The organism is Streptosporangium sp. NPDC006007, assembly GCF_040614315.1.
Lineage (GTDB): Bacteria > Actinomycetota > Actinomycetes > Streptosporangiales > Streptosporangiaceae > Streptosporangium.
On sequence record NZ_JBEXUG010000036.1, the window covers coordinates 24655 to 37688 of the forward strand.

The 13034-nt window shown below is 73.2% G+C and carries 11 protein-coding genes; 8 read left to right on the plus strand and 3 right to left on the minus strand.

Features of this window, described 5'->3' with window-relative positions; translation table 11 throughout:
• Positions 1 to 119: 119 nt before the first annotated feature.
• The 6 genes from lanKC to ABZ194_RS23820 all read left to right on the plus strand — a co-directional run bounded on the left by lanKC (position 120) and on the right by ABZ194_RS23820 (position 8630).
• Positions 120 to 2768 carry a class III lanthionine synthetase LanKC gene (lanKC, locus tag ABZ194_RS23795; protein ID WP_355599211.1) on the plus strand — a complete coding sequence of 883 codons (2649 nt, stop codon included), beginning with the start codon at positions 120 to 122 and terminating at the stop codon, positions 2766 to 2768.
• A gap of 4 nt (positions 2769 to 2772) precedes the next feature.
• Positions 2773 to 2901: a SapB/AmfS family lanthipeptide gene (locus ABZ194_RS23800; protein WP_355599212.1), complete on the plus strand. Its 129-nt coding sequence runs from the start codon at positions 2773 to 2775 to the stop codon at positions 2899 to 2901.
• A 32-nt stretch (positions 2902 to 2933) separates the two neighbouring features.
• Complete coding sequence (locus ABZ194_RS23805) at positions 2934 to 3065, plus strand: SapB/AmfS family lanthipeptide (RefSeq protein ID WP_355599213.1); 132 nt, start codon at positions 2934 to 2936, stop codon at positions 3063 to 3065.
• Positions 3066 to 3190: 125 nt separating this feature from the next.
• Entirely contained in the window at positions 3191 to 4897 is a 1707-nt protein-coding gene (locus ABZ194_RS23810; protein WP_355599214.1) for an ABC transporter ATP-binding protein, read from the plus strand.
• On the plus strand, positions 4894 to 6627 hold the full coding sequence (locus ABZ194_RS23815) for an ABC transporter ATP-binding protein (protein WP_355599215.1): 1734 nt from the start codon (positions 4894 to 4896) through the stop codon (positions 6625 to 6627). Before ABZ194_RS23810 ends, ABZ194_RS23815 begins: the two co-directional genes overlap by 4 nt.
• Positions 6624 to 8630: a prolyl oligopeptidase family serine peptidase gene (locus ABZ194_RS23820; RefSeq protein WP_355599216.1), complete on the plus strand. Its 2007-nt coding sequence runs from the start codon at positions 6624 to 6626 to the stop codon at positions 8628 to 8630. The genes ABZ194_RS23815 and ABZ194_RS23820 overlap by 4 nt, the downstream gene beginning before the upstream one ends.
• 13 nt (positions 8631 to 8643) lie before the next feature.
• On the opposite strand, the gene ABZ194_RS23825 is transcribed toward ABZ194_RS23820, so the two are convergent.
• Positions 8644 to 9867, minus strand: a complete 1224-nt coding sequence (locus tag ABZ194_RS23825) for an RNA-guided endonuclease TnpB family protein (RefSeq protein WP_355599217.1) — start codon at positions 9865 to 9867, stop codon at positions 8644 to 8646.
• Positions 9868 to 9920: 53 nt separating this feature from the next.
• On the opposite strand from ABZ194_RS23825, the gene ABZ194_RS23830 reads away from it, so the two are divergent.
• The gene (locus ABZ194_RS23830; protein ID WP_355599218.1) at positions 9921 to 10094 is read left to right on the plus strand and encodes a type II toxin-antitoxin system prevent-host-death family antitoxin; all 174 of its coding nucleotides are present in this window, start codon (positions 9921 to 9923) and stop codon (positions 10092 to 10094) included.
• A gap of 3 nt (positions 10095 to 10097) precedes the next feature.
• Here the strand turns inward: ABZ194_RS23830 and ABZ194_RS23835 are convergent, their stop codons facing one another.
• On the minus strand, positions 10098 to 10820 hold the full coding sequence (locus tag ABZ194_RS23835) for a response regulator transcription factor (RefSeq protein ID WP_355599219.1): 723 nt from the start codon (positions 10818 to 10820) through the stop codon (positions 10098 to 10100).
• A gap of 238 nt (positions 10821 to 11058) precedes the next feature.
• Here ABZ194_RS23835 and ABZ194_RS23840 point away from each other — a divergent pair, with 238 nt between their 5' ends.
• A complete protein-coding gene (locus ABZ194_RS23840) occupies positions 11059 to 12222 on the plus strand; it encodes a cytochrome P450 (RefSeq protein WP_355599220.1) in 1164 nt (387 codons plus the stop codon).
• On the opposite strand, the gene ABZ194_RS23845 is transcribed toward ABZ194_RS23840, so the two are convergent.
• Positions 12161 to 12988 carry an SAM-dependent methyltransferase gene (locus ABZ194_RS23845; protein ID WP_355599221.1) on the minus strand — a complete coding sequence of 276 codons (828 nt, stop codon included), beginning with the start codon at positions 12986 to 12988 and terminating at the stop codon, positions 12161 to 12163. The two genes, ABZ194_RS23840 and ABZ194_RS23845, sit on opposite strands and share 62 nt — an antisense overlap.
• Between the last annotated feature and the right edge of the window lie 46 nt (positions 12989 to 13034).

The window sequence follows — 13034 nt, forward strand, 5'->3', positions numbered from 1 at the left end:
AAAGCACGCATTCATGACTAAATCTGTGATTTTCGCATGCGCGAGTAGTGGGGTTTGTAACTAGTCATTTCTCGGGTTATCCGGAATTCTCTCTTCTGGAAGACAGCAGGGAGATTGCCGTGAATGACCAATATGAGCTTTATTGCCTCGCGGATCCGCTCTTTTACGACACTCTCGACGGCCGCCGGGGCGACCACCCCGATTTTCCGCCGGCCACCAGGGCCGTCCCGGACGGCTGGGCCCACCAGGCGACCGACACCTGGATGCACTACGCGCCCCTCGGCGCGCGGATGCCGTCACAGGGTTGGAAGATCCACGTCTCGGCGTGCGCCGGGGACGCCGAGCGCGCCCTGGAGGCCGTGTGGGACTACTGCGTGCCGCGGAACATCCCGTTCAAGTTCCTGCGGAGCCTGCCTGTCATGACCATGCTGAACTCCAAGGCCGCCGACCGCGGTTCCAGCGGCAAACTCGTGACGATCTATCCGCTGGACGAGGACGGGCTTGAACTCACGTTGAAGGAGCTCGACGAGTCACTGAGGGGCGTCGAGGGGCCGTACGTGCTCAGCGACCTCCGCTACGGCGAGGGCCCCCTCTTCGTCCGCTACGGCGGCTTCGTGCCGCAGCGCTGCCTCGGCGAGAACGGCGAGCTTGTGCTGGCCATCGAGGACGGCGACGGGCGGCTGGTCCCCGACGTGCGGGAACCCGCCTTCACCGTGCCCCCCTGGGTGACGCTGCCGGAGTTTCTCCGGCCCCATCTGGCGGCCCGCAACGCGGTCACCACCACCGGCCTGCCGTACGAGGTCGAGAGCGTCATGCAGTTCTCCAACGGCGGGGGCGTGTATCTCGGGCGGGACGTGCGCACCGGCGAGCGGGTGGTGCTGAAGGAGGGCCGCCCGCACGCCGGGCTCGACGCCGCCGGCCGGGACGCCGTGACGCGGCTGACGCACGAGCGCGACATGCTGGAGCGGCTGTCCGGGCTCGACGCCGTACCCGCGCTGATCGACTACTTCACGCTCGGCGACCACCACTTCCTGGTGCAGGAGTTCGTCGACGCCGGTCCGCTGCAACGGCTCCTGGTGCAGCGGTACCCCCTGACCCGGGCGGACTGCGACGACGAGACCCTCGCCGCGTACACCTCGTGGGTGCTCGACGTGCTTCCCCGGGTACGTCAGGCGGTCGAGTCCCTGCACGGGCGCGGGGTCGTCTTCGGCGACCTGCACCCCAACAACATCCTCCTCACCCCCGCCGGGCGCCTCGTCCTGATCGACTACGAGGTGGCGACCCTCGCCGCGGACCGCGGTCGCGCCGCCCTCGGCCATCCGGCCTTCGGCGCCCCGCCGGACCGCCAGGGTGTCGACATCGACACCTACGCCCTGGCCTGCCTGTGCCTGGGACTGTTCGCCCCCCAGCTCACGATCATGCTCCCGCTCGACCGGGCCAAGGTCGGCCGGCTGGCCGAGCTCATCACGAGGACCTTCCCCGTCGCCCCCGAGGTGATCGCGGAGGCCGTGCGGACCATCGAGGGCCCGCGCCCCGCGACGGCACGGCCGACCCCCGAGCCCGGCCGTGCCGGCTGGCCGGAGGTCAGGGAGGCGATGACCCGGGCGATCCTGGCGAGCGCCACCCCCGACCGCGAGGACCGTCTCTTCCCCGGTGACGTGGCCCAGTTCAGGCCGGGCGGGGGCGTCAACCTCGCCCACGGCGCGGCGGGCGTGCTGTACGCCCTGAAGTCGGCGGGGGCGGGCAGCCTCCCCGAGCACGAGGAGTGGCTCCGCCGCAGGGCGCTGGCCCCGGCTCCGGGGACGGGCATCGGGTTCTACGACGGGCTGCACGGCGTGGCCCACGTCCTGGACCTGCTCGGGCACCGCCAGGACGCGCTCGACCTCGTGCGGATCTGCCTGCGGCGGAAGTGGGAGTCGCTGGAGCTCGGCCTGTCCGGCGGCCTGGCGGGGATCGGGCTGAACCTGTTCCATCTGGGCGAGCGGACCGGCGAGCGGGAGCTCGTCGACCTGGCGCACCGGATCACCGGCGTCTGCGCCGACCGTCTCGGCGGCCCCGGCGACGTGCCGGAGATCAGCGGCGGCGCCAACCCCCGCGCGGGGCTGATGTACGGCTCGGCCGGACCCGCCCTGCTCTTCCTCCACGCCTACGAGCGCACCGGTGACACCGCCCTGCTCGACCGGGCGGCCGTGGCGCTCCGTCAGGACCTGCGCCGGTGCACCACGGGTGAGGACGGCTCACTCCAGGTCACCCAGGGATGGCGCGTCCTGCCCTACCTGGACGAGGGGTCGGTGGGCATCGGCCTGGTCCTGGCCCGCTATCTGGCCCACCGCGACGACGAGGACCTGCGGACGGCGCTGGACGGCTGCCGGCGCGTCACCCGGGGACGCTACTACGTGCAGCCCGGCCTGTTCACCGGCCGGAGCGGCATGATCGCCGCCATGGCCACGGGCCTGGGAGCGGACCCCGACGCGGTCCCCCTCGCCGCCGGCACCGATCTGGCCGAGCAGATCCGCGGGCTGGGCTGGCACGCGCTGCCGTACGGCGGCGGGCTGGCCTTCCCCGGCGACCAACTGCTCCGGCTCTCCATGGACTTCGCGACCGGCACCGCCGGGGTGCTGTTCGCGATGAGCACCGCGCTCCACGACGAGCGGGTGTTTCTGCCCTTCACCGGGCCGCCCGGCGGCACAGGCGCCCTTGGCACGGCACCGCCTGTGCACGAATCCGCCGGGCGACTTCACTCCCACGAGCCACCGAAGGAGGTGTGACCACATGATACTTCTCGACCTCCAGAGCCTGGAAGCCCCGACCGGGGGCGGACACGGCGGCGGCAGCACTCTCACCGTCCTCGGCTGCGAGTCCTGCACGCCGAGCAACCTCAGCGTCGTCCTCTGCCACTAACCGATCCCTCACCCCAGAAAACGAGGAACACAATGATCCTTCTCGACCTGCAGACCCTGGAGACCCCCGGCGGCGGCCACGGCGGTGGCGGCGGCAGCACCCTGACCGTCCTCGGCTGCCAGTCCCACGCGCCGAGCAACCTCAGCGTGGTGCTCTGCCACTAACCGGCCGGGTGCCCGGGACGGCCGGCGACGGCGGCCGTCCCGGGCACCACCCTTTCCGCCACGACCTTTCCCCGGGTCCGCCCGGGCGCGAAGGCCCCCCAGTGCCCATCCACGAAGGAGGACCGGTGCGGACGGCAGATCGGCTGGTGACGCAGACCGTGCGTAACGGCGGTCCCTGGCTGTACGTGCTGGCGCTCACCTCCTTCACCGGGGCGTTCACCGAACTCACCATCCCGTTCCTGCTGGGCAGGACGGTCGACGGCCTGGCGGCGGCCGACCCCGCGGGCGGAACCTGGCTCGGAGCCTGCGCGGCGGCGGTGACCCTGACCGCGGTCTGCGACGTTCTCGGCGTCCAGGCGGCCGGAGGCAGCGGGGCGCAGGCCACTCAGTGGCTGCGCCTGCGGGTCCTGCGGCACGTGCTCGGGGTCGGGCCCGCGATGACCCGCCGCTTCGCCGAAGGGGACCTGGTGACCCGGATGGGGGTGAACGCCGAGGAGGTGGGGCACGCCCCGGAGTCGATCGTCACCGGGGCCGCGCTGATCGTCCCCACCGTGGGCGGCGTGGTCGCGCTCACCCTCATCGACCCCTGGCTGACCCTGACCCTCCTCGCCGGCCTCGTCCTCATCGCGCTGGTGCTGCGGGCGTTTCTCCACACGACCACGTCGATCGCCGGTGACTACCAGAAGGCGCAGGGGGACATCGCGGCCCGCCTGGTCGACGCCCTCGCCGGAGCCCGCACGATCGCCGCGGCCGGCACGGAGGACCGGGAGAGGGACCGGGTGCTGACCGCCCTCCCGCTGCTCCGCCTGCACGCCATGGACATGTGGCGCGCCAACGCGCTGGCCGGTGTGCGGGCGGGAGCCGTGGTGCCGCTGCTGGAGGTGGCCGTGCTGAGCGTGGGCGGCCTGCAGCTGGCCTCGGGAGACCTCACGGTGGGCGAGCTGTACGCCGCCGCCCGCTACGTCGCGCTCGGGGCCGGCATGGGCGCGGCCCTGGGATACGTCAACCGCCTGGCCCGGGCGCGCGCCGCCGCCGGACGCGTCACCGAGCTGGTCGCCGAGCGGCCGGTGCCGTACGGCGGGCACCCGCTCCCCCCCGGCCCGGGCACCCTGGAGCTGCGCGGCGTCACCTCGGACGGCCTGGGCGAGATCGACCTGGTCGTCCCCGGCGGATGCTCGGTGGCCGTGGTCGGCCGGTCGGGATCCGGAAAGTCGCTGTTCGCCGCCCTCGCCGGCCGCCTGGTGGACCCCGACCGCGGAGAGGTGGTCCTCGACGGCGTGCCACTGCGCGAACTGTCCGCCGAGGCGCTGGGCGCGGCCGTCGGCTACGCCTTCGAACGCCCCGTCCTGGTCGGTGACACCGTCGCCGACGCCATCGGTCTCGGCCTCGCCGACCCCGACCCCGGGACCGTGCGGACCGCCGCCCACGCGGCGTGCGCCGACGCCTTCGTACGGAGGCTCCCCCGGGGATATGGCACGCCTCTGGACGACGCCCCGATGTCCGGCGGGGAGCGGCAGCGTCTCGGCCTGGCCCGCGCCTTCGCGCACGGGGAACGCCTGCTCGTCCTGGACGACGCCACCTCCAGCCTGGACACCGTCACCGAACGCCAGGTCGGCCGGGCGCTCTCCGGCGAGCTGCGTCACCGTACCCGCCTGATCGTGGCCCACCGGGCCGCGACCGCGGCCGCGGCCGACCGGGTCGTCTGGCTGGACGGCGGCCGGGTGCGCGCCTACGACAGGCACCTCACACTCTGGCGGAACCCCGACTACCGGGCCGTCTTCCAGGCCGTCCCGCCCCCTCGGGGATCCTCGCCGCAGCCGGAGGTCCCGTGAAGGGCCGCCACCACGCCCCTTTCCGGGGGCCGTACCCGGTGAACCGCCCGGTCCTCAGAGCGCTCGGGCGAGATCCCCTCCAGTTGCTCAGGCTCGGCGCCTGGTCCGTCGCGGAGACCGCGCCCGCCCTCGTCGTCGGCCTGGCCGTCGCGCGGGCGATCGACGAGGGCTTCGCCGCGGGACGGCCGGCCACCGGCTTCGCGTGGCTGGCCGTCCTCGGCGGCGCCTGGCTGGTGGCCGCGGTCGGCGCGCGCCAGGTCGTGCTCGCCGTCGCCTCGATCGTGGAGCCGTTCCGCGAGGACCTGCTCCACCACGTCGTGGAGGGCACGTTGCGCCGTTCGGCCTCGGCGGGGCGGGGACCCGGCACGGCGGCGGTGGCGCGCTCCAACCTCCAGGTCGAGCTGGCCCGCGACGCCCTCGCCTCGGTCATCACGGTGGTCAGGTCTTTCGTGTTCACCGCGGTGAGCGTCGTACTCGGCCTGGCGACCCTCATCCCGCAGGTGCTCGTGCTGGTCCTGCCGCCGTTCGCCGCCGGTCTCGGCCTCTTCCTGCTCTCGCTGCCCGCCCTGGTCCGGCGGCAGCGGGACTTCATCGTGGCCGACGAGCGCACCGCCGAGTCGTTCGCCGCCATGGCCGGCGGGCTGCGCGACATCGCCGCCTGCCGGGCCGGGGGCCGGGTGGCCGCCTCGGTCGGCCACCGGGTGGTGGAGCAGGCCGGCGCGGCGCGCGCGCTCGCCCGGGTGACCGCGCTGCGCACGGTGTCGCTGACGGTGGGCGGCCGGCTGCCGGCCCTGCTGATCCTGGTCGGCACCCCCTGGCTGCTCCGGCAGGGAGCCGGGGCCGGGGTGATCCTCGGAGCGCTGGTCTACGTCACACAGTCGCTGGCCCCGGCGCTCGGCAACCTGGTGCAGGGGCTGGGGATGAGCGGGGTCCGGCTGCGGGTGGCGCTGGAGCGCATCCTGCGGTCCAGTGGCCCTCCCCGTCCGGTGGCCGGGCTGCGCTCCCCCTCCGGCGCGGGGGTGGAGCTGGACGGTGTGACGTTCGCCTACGGCCCGCACGCCGAGCCGGTGATCTCAGGTCTCGACCTGTACGTCCCCGACGGGGACCACATCGCCGTGGTGGGCCCCAGCGGTATCGGCAAGTCCACGCTGGCCGCACTCGTCACCGGCGTGCTGCCACCGGACGCCGGGCGGGTACTGGTCGGCGGCGTCCCGGCCGGCCTGGTCGTCCCGGCCGGGCGGGTGCTGATCCCCCAGGAGTCCTACATCCTGCGGGGCTCGCTGCTGGAGAACCTGACCTACCTGGCCCCGGCGCCTCGGCGGGCGGTGGACGACGCGGTGGCCGCGGTCGGCCTGACCGCCCTGGTGGCGCGGCTGGGCGGCTACTCCGCCGAGATCCACGCCGGTCTGCTCTCGCCGGCCGAACGGCAGCTGGTCGCGCTGGCCCGCGCCTACCTGTCCCCCGCCCGCCTGATGATCCTCGACGAGGCGACCTGCCACCTGGATCCGGTGGCCGAGGCCCGCGCCGAGGAGGCGTTCACCCGCCGCGGCGGCACGCTCGTGGTCGTCGCCCACCGGCTGACCTCCGCGCTGCGGGCCCGGCGGATCCTCGTCATGGACGGCACCAGCGTCCGGCTGGGAGGGCACGAGGAGCTGCTCGCCTCCTGCCCGCTCTACGCGGACCTGGCCGGCCACTGGAACCCCTCGGACGCACAGGAGCTGGTGCCGTGATCTATCCCTCCGCCGAACGGCAGCCGGTCGTCGACCGGCTCCACGGCCACGCCGTACCCGACCCGTACCGGTGGCTGGAGGATCCGGCGAGCCCGCGGACGCGGACGTGGCTGGCGGCCCAGGACGAACTGTGGCGCGGCCACGCCGCCGAGCTTCCCGGGCGCGACGACTGGCACGCCCGGGTGGCCGAGCTCACCGGTGCCGGGACGGTCAGTTCACCGCTCTGGCGAGGGGAGCGGCACTTCCTGCTGCGCCGTACGGCGGCGCAGGAGCACCCGGTCCTCTACGTCTCGGCCCCCGGACAGCCCGAGAGGGCGCTGATCGACCCGGTGGAGCTCGATCCCAGCGGGCTGACCACGCTCGACCACTGGCAGCCGGACGCGGACGGCCGCCTGCTGGCCTACCAGGTGTCCAGGAGCGGCGACGAACGCTCGCTGCTGTACGTCATGGACGTCGGCACCGGGCAGGTCGTCGACGGCCCGATCGACCGCTGCCGCTACGCGCCGGTGGCGTGGCTGCCGGACGGGAAGGCGTTCTTCTACGTCCGCTCCCGCCAGGTCCGCCTGCACCGGCTCGGCACCCCTGCCGAGGACGACGCGGTGATCTGCGCGGGCGACCGCTCCTACGGCCTGGGGATCAGCCCGGACGGCCGCTGGCTGACGATCTCGGCGGCGGCTCCCGGCGGCAACGACCTCTGGCTGGCCGACCTGTCGGTCTCACCCGCCGACCACCCGGCGCTGCGGGTCGTCCAGGAGGGGGCGGGCGCGGTGACGGCGCCCGCCGTCGGCCCCGACGGCCGCCTGTACCTGCTGACCACTCTGGACGCGCCCCGGGGGCGCCTGTGCGTCGCCGACCCGGAGCGGCCGGGCCCCGGTGACTGGGCCGAACTGGTCGGCCAGGACCCCGAGGCGGTGATCGGCGACTTCGCGATCGTCGACGACGCGAGGCTCCTGATCGGCAGGACCCGCCACGCGATCAGCGAGATGGACGTCCACGACCTGGCGACCGGCGAGCGGCTCGGCCGGGTACCGCTGCCCGGTCTCGGCTCGGCCGGGCGGATGGCCACCCGGCCCGAGGGAGGGCACGAGGTCTGGTTCACCTACACCGACGGTGTCACGCCGGGAAGCGTGTACCGCCACGACACGCGCACCGGGCACACCTCGCTCTGGGCCGCCGCGCCCGGCGCCGTCGAGGTGCCGGAACTTGAGGCCCGCCGGATCGTCTACACCTCGGCGGACGGCACACCGGTGCGGATGGTGGTGCTCGCGCGACCGGGAACCGGCCCCAGGCCGACGATCCTGTACGGCTACGGCGGGTTCGGGCTCTCTCTGGCGCCCTCCTACTCCGGCTACGTGCTGCCCTGGGTCGAGGCCGGCGGGGTCTTCGCGCTCGCCCAGCTCCGGGGCGGCGGCGAGGAGGGCGCCGAATGGCACCGGGACGGCATGCTCGACCGCAAGCAGAACGTCTTCGACGACTTCACGGCGGCGGCCGAACGGCTCATCGCCGACGGCTGGACCACCGCGGCGCAGCTGGGCGCCTGCGGCGAGTCGAACGGCGGGCTGCTGGTCGGCGCCGCGCTGACACAGCGCCCCGAGCTGTTCGCCGCCGCGGTCTGCTCGGCGCCGCTGCTCGACATGGTCCGCTACGAACTGTCGGGGCTGGGCCCCTCCTGGCGGCCGGAGTACGGCTCGGCCGACGACCCCGAGCAGCTGGGCTGGCTGCTGGCCTACTCCCCCTACCACCGCGTCCGCCAGGGGGTGGACTATCCGGCGACCCTGCTGGCCGCGTTCGGCGGAGACTCCCGGGTGGACCCCCTGCACGCCCGCAAGATGTGCGCGGCGCTGCAGCACGCGACCTCGGGCTCGCGGCCGGTCCTGCTGCGCCACGAGAGCGACGTCGGGCACGGGGCCCGCGCGGTCAGCCGGTCCGTGGGGCTGGCGGCCGACATGCTCGCCTTCTTCGCCCGGCACACCGGGCTCGCGGATCAGGCGCGGGGCCGTTGACATCCTCTCCGCCCTAAAGGGCGGAGATTCCCGCCTGCCGCGCGTGCGGCTTCGGGTGGGTTCCTGCTTCGTCGCGCGGTGCCGGGACAAGTCCCGGTCTTACCCGCGCTCCACAGGCGTTTAGCCTCTCCGCCTGCCCGGCGGCGAGGATGTTGACCGCCGCGTTGACGTCGCGGTCGTGGGCCGCGCCACACGGGCACACCCATTCCCGGACGTTGAGCGGCATGGAGCCGGCGATGGTCCCGCAGACCGAGCACAGCTTCGAGCTGGGGAACCACCGGTCGATCCTGGTGAAGTGGCGGCCATACCGGGTGGCCTTGTACTCCAGCATGCCGACGAACTGCGACCACCCGGCGTCGTGAACCGACTTGGCCATTCGGGTACGCGCCAGACCCGACACCGACAGGTTCTCCACGTACACCGCTTGGTTGTCGCGGATGATGCTCGTGGAGAGCTTGTGCGCGAGGTCGCGGCGCGCATCGGCCACCTTCGCATGCGCCCGGGCGACTTCGACGACGGCCTTCTTGCGGTTGGCCGACCCCTTCGCCTTCCGGCTGAGAGCCTGCTGAGCCTTGCGGAGCTTCTTGGCCGCGCGGCGCAGGAAGCGCGGGCCGACGATCTTCCGGCCATCCGACAGGACCGCGAAGTGGGTCAGGCCCAGGTCGATGCCGACCTCGCCCGTCGTCTCCGGCAACGACTCGTCATTCATGGCGACCACGAACGACGCGAAGTACCGCCCCGCGGCGTCCTTGACGACGGTCACACTGGACGGCTCTGACGGCAGGCCCCTTGACCAGCGAACCGGCACGTCCCCGATCTTCGGCAGGCGGAGTCTCCCGCCAGGGGTGATCGAGAACCGGGCGTTACGGGTGAACCGGATCGCCTGCCGGTTGTCCCTCTTCGACCGGAACCGGGGCGGCGCGACCTTCGGCCCCTTCCGCCTGCCGGTGATCGAGGCAAAAAAGTTGCGGTAGGCGGTGTTCAGGTCGGCGAGCGCCTGCTGAAGCACCACGCTGGAGACCTCGCCCAGCCAGGCGCGCTCCGGCGTCTTCTTCGCCCGCGTGATCACCCGCTTGGACAACTCCCCGTCCGAGAGGTACGGCAACCCCTGCTCGCGGGCGTCGGTCCGTGCGCGCAGCCCGTCGTTGAACACCACCCGCGCGCATCCGAACGCCCGCGCCAGTGCGGCGCACTGGTCGGGGGTCGGGTAGATACGGAAGTTGTATCTGAGCTGCACAGGTCAATTGTGCACCCAGGTACGTGAAGGTTCGTCCAAGTACCATGACGTGCATGGAATCCGAAGAGATGAGCGTCGCCGAGGCGCGCAGCCGGTTCGCGGACGTCCTCAACGAGGCGGCGGTGCGAGGCCGGATCACGTACATCACCAACCGGGGGCGGCGGTATGCCGCCGTGGTGCCCGTGCAGGTCGCCGAGACGGCCGAGCACATGCGGGACGAACACTGACCGTCAGGGCACGCTCGGGCCTGGCGGCCCTCCCGCGCGGCCTTCACCCCCGGCCTGAAGGCCGGAGCACCGGCCCCCAGACCGGTAGCGGACCAGGCCGATCCTGCTGACGTCGCCGGGCCAGAGCCAGCCGGCCTCCTGAGCGATCGTGACGGCCTCCACCCTCGTCCGGGCGCCCACCTTGGCGAGGATCCGCGACAGGTAGTTGCGGACCGTGCCGCCGGACAGGAAGAGCCGCTTGGCGATCTCCCCGACCGGCTCCCCCTCGGCCGCGACCGTGAGCACCTCCAGCTCGCGCGTGGTGAGCGGGTTCTCCCTGGCGTGGAGCGCGGCGACGGCGAGTTCGGGGTCGATGACCCGCTCACCGCCGGCCACCCGGCGCACGCACCGGGCGAGCTCCCCCGCGGGCGCGTCCTTGACGACGAATCCCCGCACCCCGGCGTCCAGCGCCCGCCGCAGCGCCACCGGCGTCGCGAGGCCGGTCAGCATCATCGTCCTGCACGCCGGGAGCCTGCGGTTCAGCTCGGAGGCCGCCGCGAGACCGTCGGTACCGGGCAGCCCGATGTCCAGGAGCGCGACGTCGGGCCTGTGGCGCAGGCAGAAGGGCACCACGTCGTCACCGTGCCCGACCTGCTCGACTACCTTGATGTCCTGCTCGGTGGAGAGCAGGGCGACCATCGCTCCACGGATGAGGTGCATGTCCTCGGCGATCAGGACGCTTATCACAGGTCGTCTCCCCTGTTCGGTTGTGTGCCCGCGCCCTCCGGCGCGGTCTCCCCCCGCGACGGTCACCCGGCCACCCGCGCCCGGCCACCCGCGGAGGCCGCGGAAACCGTTGCCCTACCCCTCAGGCGCCGCCTAATCGTCGGCGCCCGGCCGAACTCCGCCTCCGGCACCCCATTGCCGCGGGCACCCGGCGCGCCGATGATGAGGGTCACGTCCGCCGCGCCCGAGTGGGGGTCCGTTGCTCTACAACCCTTTCGACCACGCGCTACAGGAGAACCCGTACCCCGTCTACACGTGGCTGCGCGACAGGGCGCCGCTGTACCGCAACGACGACCTGGACTTCTGGGCGCTGTCACGGCACGCCGACGTCAGGGCCGCGCTCCGCGATCCGGCCCTGTTCTCCAGCGCCCACGGCGTCACCCTGGAACTGTGGGACGCGAACGCCGCCGACCTGGTGGGGTTCCTCGCCATGGACCCGCCCCGGCACACCCGCATGCGGGCGCTCGTCTCCCGGGGTTTCACCCCCGCGACGGTGGCCGGCCTTGAGCCCGCCGTACGGGCCGTCACCCGGCGGCACCTGGCTCCGGCTCTGGAGGCCGGCGCGTTCGACTTCGCCGGGGTGGTGGCCGCGATCCCGGGGGACGTCGTGTCCGAGCTGCTCGGTGTCCCGGAGGAGGACCGGGCGGAGATGTCACGCCTCTCCGACGTCCTCGTCACCCGGTACGACGGGGAGAGCGAGGCGCCGGGGGAGTTCTGGCAGGCCGCCGCCACCGTCGGCGCCCACTACCGGCGGCTGATCGCCGACCGGCGGATCCGGGCGCGCGCCGACCTGGTCAGTACGCTCGTCTCGGCCGGCGCCGGCGGAGATCGGCTCTCCGACGACGAGATCGTCGCCGTTCTCCTGCTGATCGGCGTGGCGGGCAACGAGTCGGTGACGAAGCTGGCGGCGAACGCCTGGTACCAGGCGTGGCTGCACCCCGGGCAGCGGGAGATCGCCTGGCGGGGGGCGATCAGGGCGTGGGTGGAGGAGACGCTCCGCTACGACGGCTCCGCGCAGATGGTCGCCCGCCGGCTCACCCGCGACACCCCGCTGCACGGCACGGTGGTCCCGGCCGGCGCCCGGGTGGTGCTGCTCGGCGCCTCCGCCAACCGTGACCCTCGGGTCTTCCCGCACGCCGACCGCTACGACCTGACCCGCGACACCAGCCGGGCCGTCGCGTTCGGATCGGGCCCGCACTTCTGTCTCGGCGCGGCCCTCGCCCGTCTCCAGCTCAGGGTCATCCTGGAGGAGCTGGTCTCCGCCGTGGACCACTACGACATCGACGAGACGGGCATCGCGTTCACGCACTCGCCGAATCTGCGCGGCTTCCGCGCGCTGCCCACGACGGTCGGCCTCCGATAGGGGGCCGCTCCCCGCCGGGAAGGCGCCCGACACCGCCGTACAGTCCGGTGAGGGCGGGACCGGGGCCGGCGGGGCGCCAGTTCGCCACATCCACCAGGCCGGGCCTCAGCAGGTCGAACCCGGCGAACAGGCCGGCGATCTCCTCACGGGTACGGACGTGCGCCTGCGACGCCCTGCGTATCTGCTCCTTGCGGTCCTCCCAGCCCTCCACCCCGCCGTGGGAGATCGCCAGGAAGCTTCCGGCCGGCAGGGCGTCCCGGAAGGCGGCCACGATCGACGCCGGGCCCTCCTCATCGGACACGAAGTGCAGCAGCGCCACCATCAGCAGGCCGACCGGCTGCGACCAGTCGATGAAGTCCCGCACCACGGGGCCGTCGAGGATCTCCCACGGCCTGGTGGCGTCGCCGGCGACGACGCGCACCCTGTCCGACCCGGCCATGAGCGCGCGGGCGTGCGCCAGCACGATCTCGTCGTGGTCGACGTAGACGACCCGCGTGTCCGGGGCGATCGCGTGGGCCACCTCGTGAACGTTGCCGCTCGCCGGAAGTCCGGTGCCGATGTCGAGGAACTGGCGGACGCCCCGTTTCACCAGGTAGGCCACCACCCTGCCGAGGAAGCGGCGGTTCTCCAGGAACGACCTGCGCACATCGGGGTTGAGTTCCAGGATCTGCCGCGCGGCCTCGCGGTCGGCCGGGAAGTTCTCCCGGCCACCGATCATCCAGTCGTAGACGCGGGCCGGGTGCGGCCTGGTCGTGTCGAAACTCACGCGTGATCACCTTCGCTGGCGGGGCGGGACGAACCGTCCGGTAACC